Origin of the sequence: Bradyrhizobium sp. AZCC 2262, assembly GCF_036924535.1 — a bacterium.
Classification (GTDB): Bacteria; Pseudomonadota; Alphaproteobacteria; order Rhizobiales; family Xanthobacteraceae; genus Bradyrhizobium.
In genome coordinates this window covers 390,114-405,139 of record NZ_JAZHRT010000001.1, presented here as the reverse complement: position 1 = coordinate 405,139, position 15,026 = coordinate 390,114, and the positions used below count along the sequence as shown (strand labels likewise).

Sequence of the window (15,026 nt, the reverse complement as noted above, 5' to 3'; positions counted from 1 at the left end):
GCAAGGCCGCCCTCAGGGCCGCAACACCGGATTGGTATTCGGTGCGGGCGCCCCTTCCATCTCGGCGTGCTCCGGCAGCTTGTCGGCGTGCACGGCGAGCGCCGGCCCGATCCAGATCGGGTCGGCCGCATGATCCCGGCGCGGATTGGTCGTATTCGGATGGACCAAAACGCTCAATTTGCCGTGGTTCAGCATCAGCCAGGGCACCAGTTCGGGGAATATCTCGCGGGCAAAGGCCACCTGATACATGGCCTGATCGTGCGGACCGACCTTGACGTCATGCCAGCGTCCGAGCGTGACCGAGAACCGCTCGCCGATCCAGGCGCGCAACTGCTCGGCCTCGGCCCGCGTCGTCGCCGGATCGTAATAGATATGGGCGTGGTAGCTCGCGATTTCGCCTAGTGGTCGCGGTCCGCCCGCCCCCGGCTCACCCGTCATTGCATGCTCCGCGCCATCGCTGCCCTCGAAGGCTCGATGATCGCTGCAACCGGCGGCGTGGTCAATGTGGCGCGGTCAGCCCGATCGCTTCCGGCTGCTCTCGAAGACGGTCATGCCGGCGGCGGGATCGAGGTCGACCTCGGTTGCCTCCGTCAGGCGCGCCATGGTCATGTAGAAGCCGATTGCCAGGATCGACTCGACGATCTCCTGTTCGCTGAAATGCGTGCGCATGGCGGCGAAGACCGGCTCGGCGACACGCACATTCTCGATGACTTCCCGGCCGAACGCCAGCAGCGCGTTTTCGGCGGCACTGAACGCGGCATCGACGTATTTGCCCTGCTCGATGCAGTCGATCTGCCGTTGCGTGACGCCGACGCCGAGCGCGATCGGAACATGCTGCCGCCACTCATAAACGCCGTGCTCCCACTGCGCGACCTGAAGAATCAGCAATTCGCGATTGACGTGGCTGAGTTTTTGGCGATGCAGGATCGAATTGGCGAACCGCATCGCCGGAATGAAATTGGCCTCGGCATGCGCCATCATCCGAAAAATGTTCAGGACGACCGGCATCCTGTCAAAGGACGTGCGCACGTCGCCGCTGGTTGCCGCCGGGTCGATCAGGGGAAGTCTTGCCATCCGCTTGTTCCTTTTTGTTTCTTTCTACCGCCGCGCGCTTTCGCGCCCTGGCCCGAACTTACTGCTGCTGCGCGATACGCGCATCGCTCAGCGTCCGCCGACTTCGCGGATCGGATCGGAGCCGTCCCAACCGGCGGCGACCTTGCGGATATGCTCGAAGAAACTCCCCTTGCTGCCGCTGATGTCGGAAATTTCGACAACGGTGCCGGGATGCGCTTGCGTATCGAAATAGGCGAAGCAGCCCTTTTCGCCGCCGATCTGGCCTTCGTGCCCGACCTTGTAACCAAGCGACAGCGCGCGGTCGTAGAGCGCCTGATAGTCGCGGGTCCAGTACGACATGTGCTGCAAGCCTTCGCGGCCGGAGTCGAGGAACTCCTTGTACATCGAGGGCGCGTCGTTGCGCTGCTGGATCAGCTCGATCTGGAGATCGCCGGAATTGGCGAGCGCCACGCTCATCTCCATGGCGGAGTCCTTGCCCCGGTGGCGGAAGTAATCGGTCTTGACCCGGTCGATATAGTACCGGGGCCCGACGCCCATCACATTGACCCAGTGATCCATGGCGGCGCGAATATCCCGCACGATATATCCGTTCTGGCAGACTGCACCAAAGATACGGCTCATGACGACCTCCCGTCTGCTTGCCGGCGGAACACCCGCCTCTCATTCTTCTTGATCCCCGGCGTTCAGCCGATCGACCTGCCGCCGTCGATGACGAGTTCGGTGCCGGTGACGTAGCGGCTCTCGTCGCTGGCGAGCCACAGGATGCCGTTCGCGATATCTTCAGGCGCAGCCTTGTAGCCGAGCGGGACGGCGCGTTCGGTGAGCTTGTCCAGCGTCGGTCCACGCTCCCGCCCGCCGTTCGAGCCGTCCTCGACGGTGCCGATCAGCGTGTCCCAGATGGCGGTTTCGGTGATGCCGGGGTGCAGCGAGTTGACGCGCACGCCATCCTTGGCGGCTGCGCATTCCAGCGCGACCGATTTCGTGAACAGCCGCACGCCGCCCTTGGTCGCGCAATAGCCCGAGACGTTCGGCGACGCCTTGATGCCTGCAATCGAGGAAACGTTGATGATGCTGCCGCCCCCGCCTGCCCGCATCAGCGGAAGCGAATGCTTCACGCCGAGGAAGACGCCATCGAGATTGACGGCGACCTGCCGCTTCCAGTCGGCGAACGCCATGTCGACCACGGGACCCGAGAGGCAGATCCCGGCATTGTTGACGAGAACGTCTAACCTGCCGAACCGCGCCCGGGCCTGGGCCACGATCGACTGCCAGTCCTCCTCGCGCGTCACGTCGTGGTGGTAGTACTCGGCCTCACACCCCATGGCACGCAGTTCGCGCAACAGGCCCTCGCCGTTCTCGTCCTGCAGATCGGTTGCGACGATCTTCGCGCCCTCGCGCGCCAGCAGCAGGGCGGCGCTTCGACCGATGCCGTTGGCGGCGCCGGTCACCAAAGCGACTTTTCCTTCGACACGCCGCGTCATGCCTCGGTCCCGTTTCCTGCCTGCGGCCATTCGGCCGTTTGTTATCGCGGGAACGAAGGCGTGCCTGCCTGCTCCCGGCATTTCTTGGAAACGTTTCCATACTTTGTCTCACACTATTTTTCAATATAGATATTTGCAGGCATTTATCTTGTATATCGTTTCCAGGATGCGTTAGGATTTCACCGACTTACGCCCGAGCGGCGATGCTCAAGGGAGCTTTGCAATGTCGTTGCGCCAGCCTGCACGCGCCACAATTCGCGACGTCGCGGCCCAGGCCGGCGTATCGGTCAGCAGTGTCAGCCGCGTCATGAACGGCGAGCCGCATATCAGCCCGGAATTGCACGCCCGCATCATGCGGGCGGTGAACCGCCTGCGGTTCGAGCCGCATTCGGCGGCGCAGGCCTTGCGTTCGCGCGAGAGCAAGACGATCGGCTGCATGGTCTCCGACCTCTCCAACCCGCTCTACAGCGAGATGATCAACGGCGCGGAGGAGGAATTCCAGCGCGCCGGCTACGTGCTGATGCTTGCGGCTACCCGGCACGAGCAAGACCGCGAAACGGCGTTCGTGTCCGCGGTGCGCCGGCGGCGGATGGACGGGTTGCTGCTGTTTGCCGGCGACAACGCCCATACCGACTTCACCGGCGCGCTCGCAAACCTGGACCTGCCCTGCGTGGCGATCGACCGCGAGGTACCGGGCGCGCCCTCGGTGCGCGCGGATCATCGCGGTGGCGGCCTCGAAATCACGCGCTATCTCATCGGGCTCGGCCATCGCCGCATCGCGCTTCTCACCGGGCGCGCTGCGTTGCTGCCGAGTTCGGAACGCCTTGCTGGCTATCGGCAGGCCCATACCGAGGCGAAGCTCGAGGTCGATCCCGACCTGATCCGGCCGCAGACGCAAGGCTCGAGCATTGCGTTCAGCGATGTCTGCCAATTGCTGCAAGGCCCCGACCGTCCGACCGCGATCATTACGTTGGGCACGCACATGCTGGCCGGCGTGATGGACGCGCTCGCCAGCAACGGCCTCCGTTATCCCGATGACATGTCGCTGGTGTGCATCGGCGACACCGATCTCGCCCGGCATGCAACACCGGGCGTCTCGGCGTTGACGTGGGATCTGGACCAGATGGGCCGGGTCGCCGCCAACATCCTGCTCGACCGGATTCGCGGCGGCGGCGAAGCCCGCAAGGTCCGGCCGGTCTACCTGCCGACACGTTTCATCCTTCGGCACTCCGGCGCCAAGCCTCGCGCACCCTGATCGCGCGACGGCGTCACCGATCTCCACGACCGGCGAAGAACGCCGGCGACGAAACGACCAAAACAAAAAAACAAACGGGAAACCCAGGGAGTGAGTAAATGAAGTTGGGTGCGACATTACTTTCGCTGCTGGCGCTCGCGTCGGTGGCATGCCCGGCCCGCGCCGAGGACGCGACCGACTACCCCACCAAGAAGATCAAGATGCTGCTGCCGTTCGGGGCCGGTGGCGGCGGCGACGTGCTCGGCCGGTTGCTTGCCGACCGGATGGGCAACCGCCTGGGGCAGACCATCTACGTCGAAAACCGCACCGGGGCCGCGGGCACCATCGGCGCGCAGCAGGCGGCGACCTCCCCGCCCGATGGCTACACCATCACGATCGGCGGCATGACCACCCATGTGCTGGCGCCGGCCGTCTATCCAAACCTGCCCTATGATCCGATTAAGGACTTTACCACCATCGGACGGATCGGAACGTCATCGATCCTGCTCATCGCAACGAAGGATTTTGCCGCCAACGATCTGCGCGGGCTGATCGAGCTGTCGAAGAAGGGCGAGCCGATCCAGTATGGAAGCTGGGGCGTCGGCTCGACCGGACATTTCTGCGGCGAAATCCTCTCGCAGAAGGCCGGCGTCCGCCTGCAGCATGTCCCGTTCAGCAGCGCGGCGAAACTCGCCAACGACCTGATGGGCGGGCACATCACGGTGGGGCTGGTCGACATGGCGACCGGGACGCCGCTGGTGAAGGATGGAAAGCTGAAGGCGCTTGCGGTCTGCGGCGGACGATCGCCGAGCCTGCCCGACGTGGCAAGCTACAAGGAGCAAGGTGTCGATTTCGAACGGAGCCTGTCCTGGGTGATGTATGCGCCCGCGGGCGTTCCCGCTTCCGTTATGCAAAAAATCTCCGACGCGTTGAAAGAGTCGCTGGCCGAGCCCGACATCGTCGAAAAGCTGCTGGCACTCGGCATCTCCGCGGATTTCATCGCCGGAGATCAGCAGCGCGACATCAACGCGCGCGACATCGAAGCCTGGAAGAAGGTCGCCAGCGACGCGAAAATCGAGGTCAAGTAGCGACCGAACGCAAGGAGGGCCGAGACGTCGGCCCTCCCCGCCACATCAGCGGAGCACTCAGCTCGCCTTGCCGAACAGCACGGGCAACTGGCGCGGGCCGCGCACGGTGCCTTCCGACCAGGTGACCTCGCCGGCCGGATCGAGCCTGAAATCCGGAATCCGCTTCAGCCACTCCTCGATCGCAACCGTCATTTCCATGCGCGCCAGGTTGGAGCCGACGCAGCGGTGAATGCCGAGGCCGAATGCGGCATGGCGATTCTCCTTGCGGTCTATCACCACCTTGTCGGCATCGGGGAACATGGCGGGATCGCGGTTGGCGGCCGGAAACGACAACAGCACCATGTTGCCGGGCTTGACCGGACAGCCGCTGATGGTCGTCTCCTTCATCACTTCGCGTGCCATCGTCACCGGCGAATAGGCGCGCAGCAATTCCTCGACTGCGAGCGGCATCAGTTCGGGCTCTTTGACGAGGCGCTCACGGTCCGCCGGAGTCTTCGCCAGATGCCACAGCGAGGAGCCGATCGCGCTCCAAGTGGTGTCGATGCCGGCGATCAAAAGCAGCCGCAGCGAACCCAGCACGTGCTCATCCGCCAGCGGGTTTCCGTCCTTGTCCCTCGCGTTCATCAGCGTCGAGATCAGGTCGTCGGTCGGATTGTTTTTGCGATGCTCGATATGGCCAGCGAAATAGCCGGTCATCTCCCTCACCGCCTCCATCAGCGCGTTGTCATCCTTGATGCCGAGTTCGAGGATGCCGTGAATCCACTTGATGAAGAGATCGCCGTCCTTCTCCGGAATCCCGAGCATATGGGCGATGGCGCGAACCGGAACATGCTTGGTGTAGCGCGCGGCGGCGTCGCATTTGCCGTCGGCAATGAACTCGTCGATCAGTTCATTGCAGATGGCGCGCACCCGCGGCTCCAGCTTCTTCATCGCGTCGGGCGTGAACGGCGGCAGCAGCAATTGCTTGGCAGGCTTGTGCTCGGGCGGATCGGAAGTGATCGGCGGCGCGCGCGCGGTGATTTCCGGGCGAACGTCGCGCACGATGACGCGCCGGGAAGAAAAGTGGTCGGTATCGTAGGAGATTTCCTTTACCGCCTGGTAAGTGGTCGGCATGTAGCAGCCGAGGAAGCGCTCGGTGTGAACGACGGCCGAGGCCGCGCGCAATTTTTCCCAGATCGGGAACGGGTTTTCCGTCCAGGTCGGATCGGTGTGGTCGAAATCGTTGATCCAGTCGGTGACCGGGGGATGTTCGGGCATGATGCTGGCGGAATCGGACATTGGAGCAATTCCTCTGCTTGGTTCGTTCAGATCCGGATGGATTAAATCGATCTCGCGAACGGCTATTCCTCGGTCACTTCGATCGCGATCTCGGGACAGTTGGTCTGGGCGAGCCAGGCCTTGTCTTCCAGGCCCGCGGGCACGGAACCGTCGCCGACTTCGTGCGCGTTGCCGAATTCGTCAAGGTCGAACAGTTCGGGCGCCAGTGATTTGCAGCGCGCGTGGCCCTGACATTTGTCCTGGTCGACGCGGATTTTCAGCTTTCCGGCCATCGCAGCGTTCCCCTTTGTGTGGCGCGCTTTGCCGCGCGGTGTTCTTCTGTCGGCATTCTTCGGCGCGACGGCGCAGACCCGCCGGCACACCGCGAAGTTATATCGTATTACATTCGCGACACCGTTGTGCTGTCAAGTCAAAAGTTATAGATCATGACACTGAATGTCGCCTCGACCTGCACGCAAAGCACAGAACGCCTACCACCATGGGGATCTCCGCGATGCCCTGGTTCAGGCTGCATTGCATGAAGTCGAACTGGGCGGTCCGGAAGCGATCAGCATCAGCGCGCTTGCCAAAAAGCTCGGCGTCTCGCAGCCGGCGCCCTACAAGCATTTTTCCGATCGTGAGACGCTGCTGACGGCCGTCACCGCCGAAGCGTTTCGCCAGTTCAGCGCCATGATGCGGGCGGCGATCGAAAAACCGTCGAAGCAATCGAAGCTGTCGCGCTTCGCACAGCTCACGCTGGATTTCGGCCTGCGCCGCAATGGCATCTATCGCCTCATGTTCGCATCGCGAACCATGGCATGTACGCCGAAAGGCAGCGAGCTGCACAGCGCAGCCATGGAGACCTTTGAACTCCTCATGGAGGCACTGGAGGCCCCCGCGGTGGGACTTCTGCGCGAGCGTAGCGCCCTGAAGATCTGGGCCTCGCTGCACGGCGTGGTGATGCTGGCCGAACAGGGACTGCTCACCGGCCAGGTCGCCCATGTCAGCCGGGAAGAACTGGTCGAGGACATCGTGCAGGAAACCAAGCTTGCGCTGTCACTCGCCATCGAAACGGCCGGCAAAGACGGCCGATGACGGCCGAGGTTCCGGCATCTGACTACCCCGACAACACAGGCCTCTATGGCGGCGTAGTTCTTGGCCTCTCCGCCATCGCGGCTCTCGTCGTCGCAAACTCGTCCTTCGGGCCGGCCTACGAGGCGCTGTTGCGGATGACGGGCGAGGTCCGGATCGGGACGATCGGACTGAGCAAGACCATCGATCACTGGATCAATGACGGCCTGATGGCGGTGTTCTTTCTGCTGGTCGGGCTCGAGATCAAGCGCGAGGCGATCGAGGGCGCGCTGGCGAGCCCAAAGAAAGCGGCATTGCCCGTGATCGCCGCGTTCGGCGGCTTTGTCACGCCGGCCGCGATCTTTGCCGCCGTGAACTGGGGCAATGCCGACGCGTTGCGCGGCTGGGCCATACCGGCCGCGACCGACATCGCCTTTGCACTCGGCGTTTGCGCCATGCTGGGACGCAAGGTGCCGGCTTCGCTGAAGACCTTTCTGTTGGCGCTCGCGATCATCGACGACCTGATGGCCATCATCGTGATCGCGATCTTCTATACCGCGGACCTTTCGGTCACGGCGCTGGCGCTCGGCGGGCTGGGCGTCGCGGCGCTCGTGGTTCTCAACCTGCTCGATGTGCGCAGACCATCGTTCTATCTGATCGCGGGATTGTTCACCTGGGTCTGCGTACTCAAATCCGGCGTACATGCGACGCTGGCCGGCGTCGCCGTCGGTCTCGCGATGCCGATGACCAGACATGACGGGCACAGCCTGCTGGAAGATACCGAACATGCGCTCAGGCCGTGGGTGATTTTCACCATCGTGCCGATTTTCGCCTTCGCGAATGCCGGCGTATCGCTTCACGGATTGACCTTGTCAAAACTGGCGGAGCCGATAACGCTTGGCATTATCGCTGGGCTTTTCGTCGGCAAGCAGATCGGGGTCTTTGTCGCTTCGATGCTTGCGATCAGGCTGGGCCTGGCTGCGATGCCGGAAGGAACGACCACGACAAAGCTCTACGCCATGGCCATCCTGACCGGCATCGGCTTCACCATGAGCCTCTTCATCGGCACGCTGGCCTTCGACGATGAGGTGGTGCTGAAACAGGTCCGGCTCGGCGTTCTCATGGCTTCGCTGCTGTCCGGCATCGTCGCCGCGCTAATGTTCTCGGCGATCGCGCGATCGGGTGGGACTTCACCTCCCCGATAAGGAGTCAGCCAGCGAAACGACGATGAAGCCGCGGCGGCGCAAACGCGCCACACCCGTCATGAGATCGAAGCCCGCGCGGTCGTGGCTTCTTGTATTCGCCGCGGCCAAATGGTCATCTCAGCCAATCAAGCGCGCCATCGATTGAGCACGAATCTGACCAGATCCACCGCACCGCGCGGTCTGCCGTTCGCCCCGGCGCGACCCGCCAGAGGCGTAGCGCTGGGCGTGCTGCTGTCGTTATGTCTTTCCGGCGCAGCCCTTGGAAAAGACGATGGCGACGATGAGGAGGACGCGGCCAAGGCAAAGCCGCCCCTGCCGAACTTCTACCTCGATATGAGAACCATCTATTCGACGGTGCCCGCTGGCTCGCTCTCGATCGGATTCAGCACGCCTCCATTGTTGTCCACACTGACGAACCTTTCCTCGCTCCGAACCCTCACCTCGCCGTCCAGCCAAAGCCTTTCGGTCGACCTGCCCTTGACCGTCGATGTCAACGATCGGCTCTCGGTCTATGGCGGCGTCAGCGGAGCCACGTCGCAGGCCGGTACCGATCCCTGGACGAATTTCTCGATCTACGCCTTCACGGTCGGATTCCAGGCCGACATCTATCAGCAGAACGGCGGAATGTTTCCGACCATCACGATTCAATCCAACGCGACGCGATCGACTTCGGACGCGCCGCTGGCCACGACGGCCTACAACACCATCCTCGAAGCCGATTACGCGTTGAATGCGGATGAAACGCGCGGGCTGCTCGCGGGGATGCAATACACCCGAGTCCTCGTCGATACCCCGTTTGCCCGCGTCAGCCCTGACGTCATGGGCTATGTCGGCGGCTATTATCAGTGGGACAACAACTGGAAACTCACCGCCCGCTTCGGCGTGCAATCCTTCGGCGGCGCGCAGCTGCTGAACCTGACGCCGTTTCCCGCCTTCACGCAGCCGATCGTGCGGTTAGACCTCGATCGCATGGACGACGACGACAATCGGCTGTTCGGCATCACCGCGCAGATCGCCTGGACGCCGAAGCCGTCCTACCAGCTAACGCTGCGAACGCCACTCTACGCGATCAAGAACTAGAACCGGCCGACCATCGGGCCGCTCATGCCGGCTGCGAATCCCGTACGGCCGTGCCGCGCAGCAGCTTGCCGATCTCCGGCTTGCACGCGCCGCAATTGGTACCGGCCTTCAGGCGTCGGCCGACATCGTCGACGCTGGCTGCCCCTTTTTTGATTTCAGCCGAGATCTGGTGCTGTCCGACGCCGAAGCACGAGCAGACGATCGGCCCAACGTCCTGGCCCGCATCGAGCGGTTGACCCGTCAGCAGTGACATCCGCGCATTCGGCGACAAGGCCTGCTCCGCGAAAAGCCCTGATAGCCACGACCGCGAGACCAGCTTGTGATCGGGGGCGATGAACACGCAACCTTCCAGCCGGCCGCCGCGAACGGCCGCGTAGCGGAAACGGCCGGCCTTCGGATCGCGATAGGCGATCCACTCGATGTCGTCATACCCGACGCGAAGCTGCGCCCGCGCCCAATCGCGCCAGCTCGTTGGTCGCTCGTCGCCGGCGAGCTCCATCCGCCAGCAGGTCCCTGAAAGGCCGCCGACCCAGTAACCCGTGGCGGGCCGCTCGATCTCCTGGCGGCTGAGGATGAAGGCATGCCATTTCGGCAAGTAGGCTGCCGCCTTGACCGGCGTGTGCTTGGACTCCGGCTGCCCGGAGATCGGATCGGTCGCCGGATTGACCAGCGCATTGACCCGGCCATCGCCGGCATACTCCCCGTTCCAGTGCATCGGCACGAACACGCAGCCGCGCCGCTGTTCGGCGGTAACGACAACGCGCGCCACCATCTCGCCCCACGGGCTGGTCAGTCGGACGAGGCCGCCATTCTCGACGCCAGCCATGCGCGCATCGTCGGGATGGAATTCGGCATAAGGCTCGAAAATGTGCGCCAGCAGCCGCGCTGATTTTCCCGTCCGCGTCATGGTGTGCCATTGGTCGCGGACCCGCCCGGTATTGAGCACCAGCGGATAATCGCGGCTGGTCGCGTTCACGGCGGCACGCGGCGTCACCGGCACGAAACGCGCTCTATGATCGGCCGTGAAGAATTTTCCGGTTTCGAACATCCGCGGCGTGCCGGTCGGATATTCGCGCGTGACCGGCCACTGGATCGGAGTAAGCGCATCGTAGGCGCGATCGTCGAGCGTATTCAGGGCGGACAGATCGAAATCGCGGGTCCCTTCATTCTCGAAACTGGAGAGTCTCGCGTGCTCGCGGAAGATCGCGGCAGCGTTCGGATAGTCGAACCCCGAAAAGCCCATGCGCTGCGCGACGTCGCAAACCGCCTGCCAGTCGGCCCTTGCAGTGCCGGGCGCCGGCAGGAACCGCCGCTGCCGGGAGATACGGCGTTCGGAGTTGGTGACGGTGCCGTCCTTTTCGCCCCAGGTCAGCGCCGGCAACAATATTTGGGCATGACGCGTGGTGTCGGTATGGCGCATGCAATCGGATACGACGACGAGCTCGCAGCCATCGAGCGCGCGGCGCGCACGATCGGCATCCGGCAAGCTGACCAGTGGATTGGTGGACATGATCCAGACCGCCTTGATGCGCCGGTCGGCGATCGCCTCGAACATGTCGACAGCCTTGAGGCCCTGCTTGTCCGCGATGACAGGCGACTGCCAGAAGCGCTGCACGATGTCGCGGTGTTTCGGATTTTCAATCTCCATGTGGGCGGCCAATTGATTGGCCAGCCCGCCGACTTCCCGGCCACCCATCGCGTTGGGTTGTCCGGTCAGCGAGAACGGCCCCATGCCGGGCCGCCCGATACGGCCGGTCAACAAATGACAGTTGATGATCGAATTGACCTTGTCAACGCCGCTGCTCGACTGGTTGACGCCCTGCGAATAGAGCGTGACGACCCGCTCGGTTTTGGCGAACCAGTCGAAGAACAACGCCACCGCGCCCTCAGTCAGGCCGCAGATGTCGGCCGTCTGCGCAACCGTCTGGCCGGCGACCTGTTGCAGCGCGGCTTCGGCGCCGGTGGTGGATCCATCCACGAATGCGCTGTCGATGGCGTCGCGCGATGCAAGATGCGCGAGCAACCCGTTGAACAGCACCGAATCGCTGCCCGAGCGAAGCGGCAGGTGGAGATCGGCGTCCTCGCAAGTCGCAGTCCGCCGCGGATCGATGACGACGATGCGGCACGCCGGGTTGTTGGCCTTGGCGGCCACCATGCGCTGGTAAAGGATCGGATGGCACCAGGCGGCATTGGAGCCGACGAGAACCAGAAGATCGGCGCTTTCGAGATCCTCATAGCAGCCCGGAACGGTGTCGCTGCCGAACGCGCGCTTGTGGCCCGCCACGCTCGACGCCATGCACAGCCGGGAATTGGTGTCGATGTTGGCGGTGCCGATGAAGCCCTTGGCGAGCTTGTTGATGACGTAATAGTCCTCGGTCAGAATCTGGCCGGAGACGTAGAAGGCCACCGAATCCGGCCCATGCTCGCGGACTATACTGCCAAAACCCTCCGCGACATGATCGAGCGCCGCATCCCAGCTTGTTTCCTGCCCGTTGACCACAGGAGCCAGCAGCCGCCCCTCGAGGCCGATGGTCTCGGCGAGCGCCGAGCCTTTCGCGCACAGCCGCCCGAAATTGGCGGGATGAAGCGGATCGCCGCGGACGGTAACGGCGCCCGAGGCATCCCTGTCAGCGAGGACGCCGCAGCCGACGCCGCAATACGGACAGCTTGTCTTCACTGGCACGGGCGATCACCCTCACTCGGCGGGCACAGCCGCCGCCGTCTGGATGCAAAGCCAGACGGTGTTGTTCTCCACCTTGGTCGGATGCGCGCGCGTACATCCCTCGTCGGGAGCGACCGCCGTACCGCTCCTGAGCTCAATGACGAAATTGTGCAGCGGACAGGTGACGCGCTTGTTGTGGACGATGCCTTGCGATAGCGGTCCGCCCTTGTGCGGACAGCGATCGTCGAGCGCGAATACCTCGTCATCGGCAGTCCGAAATACCGCAATATCTCCGGACGCCGTTCGCACGACGCGCGAGCCGAGAACGGGAATGTCGCTCAGCGCCCCGATTTCAATCCAGTTGGTCATGCGAGCTCCAGCTCCGCGAGCGGGGTGAATTCGTTGCGGTCGACGCCGCGTTTGGCACGCGCCGCCCACGGATCGCTCTGCGAGAATTGCTGCGAATAGGCAAAACGGCTGAACAGCGCTTTGCGGTTGGCGACATCGTCGACCACCTGCTTGCGGATGGCGTCGAGACCGACCCGATCGCACCACTTGTACATGCGCTCCAGATACCAGCCCTGCTCGCGATAGAGCTGCGTCAATGCGGCGATGACTTCGAGCGTCTCCTCCTCGGTCGCGACCTTGGTCAGGAACTCGGTTCCCTTGATGTGAAGACCGGCGGCGCCGGCGAAGTGGATCTCGAATCCGGAATCGACGCAGACGACGCCGACGTCCTTGCAGGTGGCTTCCGCGCAATTGCGCGGGCAACCGGACACCGCAAGCTTTACCTTGGCCGGCGTCCACGAGCCCCACATGAATTTTTCGATCTTGATGCCGAGGCCGGTCGAGTCCTGCGTACCGAAACGGCACCATTCCGAACCGACACAGGTCTTCACCGTGCGCAATCCCTTGGCATAGGCGTGGCCGGACACCATACCCGCATCATTGAGATCGGCCCAGACCGCAGGCAAATCCTCCTTCTTCACGCCGAGAAGATCGATGCGCTGTCCGCCGGTCACCTTGACGGTCGGAATCTTGAACTTGTCCGCGACGTCGGCGATGGCGCGCAGTTCGTCCGGCGTCGTGACGCCGCCCCACATCCGCGGCACGACCGAATAGGTTCCGTCCTTCTGGATATTGGCGTGAACGCGTTCGTTGATGTAGCGCGACTGCTGGTCGTCGCGATACTCGCCGGGCCAGGTCGCGAGCAGGTAATAGTTCAGGGCGGGCCGGCAGGAGTGGCAGCCGTTCGGCGTCTTCCAGTCCATGAACCGCATGACATCGGGGATGGTCTTCAATCCGTTCTCGATGATGACGCGGCGCGCATCGTCGTGGCTGTGATCGGTGCACGCGCACATCGGCTTGACCTTCGGCGCTACCGAATAGTCGCCGCCGAGCGTGAAAGCGAGCACCTGCTCGACCAGGCCGGTACATGAACCGCAGGACGAAGAGGCCTTGGTGTGGGCACGCACGTCGTCGATCGTGAACAGTTTCTTTTCGCTGATCGCCTTCACGATCGTACCCTTGCAGACGCCGTTGCATCCGCAGATTTCCGCGTCATCGCTCATGGCGGCGACCGAGTTCTTGCCGCTATGGCCGCCATCGCCGAGATTGGCGGCGCCGAACACCAGCCGCTCGCGCATTTGCGAAACGTCGGTGCCGTCGCGCAGATGCTGGAAGTACCAGGGGCCGTCGATGGTATCGCCATAGAGCACGGCGCCGATGATCTTCTTGTCGCGCAGGATGATCCGCTTGTAGACCCCGCGCGAAGCGTCCTGCATGACGATCTCTTCCTTGTCCGCGCCCGGCGCAAAATCGCCGGCGGAGAACAGGTCGATCCCGGTCACCTTCAGTTTGGTCGAAACGACCGAACCGTCATAGGTGGCAAACCCCTTCATGGCGAGGTGGTTGGCGCACACCTTGGCCTGGTCGAACAGCGGAGCGACGAGGCCGTAGGTCTGGCGACGGTGCTGTACGCATTCGCCGACGGCGTAGATTCGCCCGTCGTAGGTCTGCATGGTGTCGGAGACGACGATACCGCGCTCGCAATGGAGACCCGCTTTGCGCGCCAGCTCGAAATTCGGGCGGATGCCGACCGCCATGACGACCAGATCGGCGGGAAGTACCTCGCCGTCGGCGAAGCGCACACCGGTGACGCGATCCTCGCCGAGGATCGCCTGCGTCTGCGCGGGCATCTTGAACACCATGCCGCGTTCTTCCAGCGACTTGCGCAGCAATCCACCCGCAACCTGATCGAGCTGGCGCTCCATCAGCGTGTCGAGCAGATGCACGACGGTGACGTTCATGCCGCGCTTCATCAGGCCGTTGGCGGCTTCAAGGCCGAGCAGGCCGCCGCCGATCACGACCGCGTCCTTGTAGCTGGTCGAGGCCTGAACCATGCGCTCGACGTCCTGAATGTCGCGAAAGCCGATGACTCCCGGGAGGTCCTTGCCCGGAAGCGGCAACATGATCGGGTTCGAGCCGGTGGCGATCAGCAGGCGATCGTAAGGCACCCGCGCGCCTTCCGCGGTGACGACTTCGCAGGTGCGCCGATCGATCATCTCGATCATTTCACCCTTGCGCAGCGTGATCCCGTTATCCTCGTACCACTGCTCCGTGTTGAGCATGATGTCGTTGACGGTCTTCTCGCCGGCGAGCACGGGCGACAGCAGAATTCGATTGTAGTTGCCGTATGGCTCGGAGCCGAAGACGGTGATGTCGTAGAGATCTGGCGCACGGTCCAGCAGCACTTCGACCGTGCGGATGCCGGCCATGCCGTTGCCGATCACCACCAACTTTTGCTTGTTCACTTTGTCGAGCATGCTCTGCCTTCTAATCCAGGTTCCGATGGTCCGACGCGGCGACGCAGAC

General features: G+C 63.4%; 14 protein-coding genes. 5 read left to right on the top strand and 9 right to left on the bottom strand.

All coding sequences use genetic code 11. The features are described from left to right. Positions 1-12: 12 nt before the first annotated feature. The 4 genes from V1283_RS01900 to V1283_RS01885 form a co-directional block, all read right to left on the bottom strand. Positions 13-438 carry a DOPA 4,5-dioxygenase family protein gene (locus V1283_RS01900; RefSeq protein ID WP_334384750.1) on the bottom strand — a complete coding sequence of 142 codons (426 nt, stop codon included), beginning with the start codon at positions 436-438 and terminating at the stop codon, positions 13-15. Between the two features lie 75 nt (positions 439-513). Continuing rightward, on the bottom strand, positions 514-1,074 hold the full coding sequence (locus V1283_RS01895) for a carboxymuconolactone decarboxylase family protein (RefSeq protein ID WP_334384749.1): 561 nt from the start codon (positions 1,072-1,074) through the stop codon (positions 514-516). Between the two features lie 87 nt (positions 1,075-1,161). Next, complete coding sequence (locus tag V1283_RS01890; protein WP_334384748.1) at positions 1,162-1,695, bottom strand: VOC family protein; 534 nt, start codon at positions 1,693-1,695, stop codon at positions 1,162-1,164. A 62-nt stretch (positions 1,696-1,757) separates the two neighbouring features. Beyond that, positions 1,758-2,555, bottom strand: a complete 798-nt coding sequence (locus V1283_RS01885; protein WP_334384747.1) for an SDR family NAD(P)-dependent oxidoreductase — start codon at positions 2,553-2,555, stop codon at positions 1,758-1,760. 223 nt (positions 2,556-2,778) lie between these two features. Between V1283_RS01885 and V1283_RS01880 the strand changes: the two genes are divergently transcribed. Next, complete coding sequence (locus V1283_RS01880; protein ID WP_334384746.1) at positions 2,779-3,810, top strand: LacI family DNA-binding transcriptional regulator; 1,032 nt, start codon at positions 2,779-2,781, stop codon at positions 3,808-3,810. A gap of 98 nt (positions 3,811-3,908) precedes the next feature. Next, positions 3,909-4,877, top strand: coding sequence for a Bug family tripartite tricarboxylate transporter substrate binding protein (locus V1283_RS01875; RefSeq protein ID WP_334384745.1), 969 nt, complete (start codon positions 3,909-3,911; stop codon positions 4,875-4,877). Positions 4,878-4,934: 57 nt separating this feature from the next. Here the strand turns inward: V1283_RS01875 and V1283_RS01870 are convergent, their stop codons facing one another. Continuing rightward, on the bottom strand, positions 4,935-6,155 hold the full coding sequence (locus V1283_RS01870) for a cytochrome P450 (RefSeq protein WP_334384744.1): 1,221 nt from the start codon (positions 6,153-6,155) through the stop codon (positions 4,935-4,937). A gap of 62 nt (positions 6,156-6,217) precedes the next feature. Then, on the bottom strand, positions 6,218-6,427 hold the full coding sequence (locus V1283_RS01865) for a ferredoxin (protein WP_247519196.1): 210 nt from the start codon (positions 6,425-6,427) through the stop codon (positions 6,218-6,220). Between the two features lie 163 nt (positions 6,428-6,590). On the opposite strand from V1283_RS01865, the gene V1283_RS01860 reads away from it, so the two are divergent. From V1283_RS01860 to V1283_RS01850, 3 genes are all read left to right on the top strand, one after another. Then, positions 6,591-7,229 (top strand): TetR/AcrR family transcriptional regulator, encoded by a 639-nt coding sequence (locus tag V1283_RS01860; RefSeq protein WP_334384743.1) that lies wholly within the window; start codon positions 6,591-6,593, stop codon positions 7,227-7,229. Beyond that, positions 7,226-8,410: a Na+/H+ antiporter NhaA gene (gene nhaA, locus V1283_RS01855; RefSeq protein WP_334384742.1), complete on the top strand. Its 1,185-nt coding sequence runs from the start codon at positions 7,226-7,228 to the stop codon at positions 8,408-8,410. The genes V1283_RS01860 and nhaA overlap by 4 nt, the downstream gene beginning before the upstream one ends. Positions 8,411-8,551: 141 nt before the next feature. Next, on the top strand, positions 8,552-9,490 hold the full coding sequence (locus tag V1283_RS01850; RefSeq protein WP_334384741.1) for a hypothetical protein: 939 nt from the start codon (positions 8,552-8,554) through the stop codon (positions 9,488-9,490). Between the two features lie 22 nt (positions 9,491-9,512). Here the strand turns inward: V1283_RS01850 and V1283_RS01845 are convergent, their stop codons facing one another. The 3 genes from V1283_RS01845 to nirB are packed head-to-tail and all read right to left on the bottom strand — an operon-like array spanning position 9,513 to position 14,977. Next, positions 9,513-12,173: a nitrate reductase gene (locus V1283_RS01845; RefSeq protein ID WP_334384740.1), complete on the bottom strand. Its 2,661-nt coding sequence runs from the start codon at positions 12,171-12,173 to the stop codon at positions 9,513-9,515. A gap of 12 nt (positions 12,174-12,185) precedes the next feature. Beyond that, complete coding sequence (gene nirD, locus V1283_RS01840; RefSeq protein ID WP_334384739.1) at positions 12,186-12,521, bottom strand: nitrite reductase small subunit NirD; 336 nt, start codon at positions 12,519-12,521, stop codon at positions 12,186-12,188. Next, complete coding sequence (gene nirB, locus V1283_RS01835) at positions 12,518-14,977, bottom strand: nitrite reductase large subunit NirB (protein WP_334384738.1); 2,460 nt, start codon at positions 14,975-14,977, stop codon at positions 12,518-12,520. The genes nirD and nirB overlap by 4 nt, the downstream gene beginning before the upstream one ends. Positions 14,978-15,026: the final 49 nt, after the last annotated feature.

Coding starts and splice junctions, on each gene's coding strand:
- V1283_RS01865 (WP_247519196.1), bottom strand. CDS start 6,427: ATGGCCGGAAAGCTGAAAATCCGCGTCGACCAGGACAAATGTCAGGGC.
- V1283_RS01875 (WP_334384745.1), top strand. CDS start 3,909: ATGAAGTTGGGTGCGACATTACTTTCGCTGCTGGCGCTCGCGTCGGTG.
- V1283_RS01885 (WP_334384747.1), bottom strand. CDS start 2,555: ATGACGCGGCGTGTCGAAGGAAAAGTCGCTTTGGTGACCGGCGCCGCC.
- nirB (WP_334384738.1), bottom strand. CDS start 14,977: ATGCTCGACAAAGTGAACAAGCAAAAGTTGGTGGTGATCGGCAACGGC.
- V1283_RS01890 (WP_334384748.1), bottom strand. CDS start 1,695: ATGAGCCGTATCTTTGGTGCAGTCTGCCAGAACGGATATATCGTGCGG.
- V1283_RS01895 (WP_334384749.1), bottom strand. CDS start 1,074: ATGGCAAGACTTCCCCTGATCGACCCGGCGGCAACCAGCGGCGACGTG.
- V1283_RS01870 (WP_334384744.1), bottom strand. CDS start 6,155: ATGTCCGATTCCGCCAGCATCATGCCCGAACATCCCCCGGTCACCGAC.
- nirD (WP_334384739.1), bottom strand. CDS start 12,521: ATGACCAACTGGATTGAAATCGGGGCGCTGAGCGACATTCCCGTTCTC.
- V1283_RS01860 (WP_334384743.1), top strand. CDS start 6,591: ATGTCGCCTCGACCTGCACGCAAAGCACAGAACGCCTACCACCATGGG.
- V1283_RS01900 (WP_334384750.1), bottom strand. CDS start 438: ATGACGGGTGAGCCGGGGGCGGGCGGACCGCGACCACTAGGCGAAATC.
- nhaA (WP_334384742.1), top strand. CDS start 7,226: ATGACGGCCGAGGTTCCGGCATCTGACTACCCCGACAACACAGGCCTC.
- V1283_RS01880 (WP_334384746.1), top strand. CDS start 2,779: ATGTCGTTGCGCCAGCCTGCACGCGCCACAATTCGCGACGTCGCGGCC.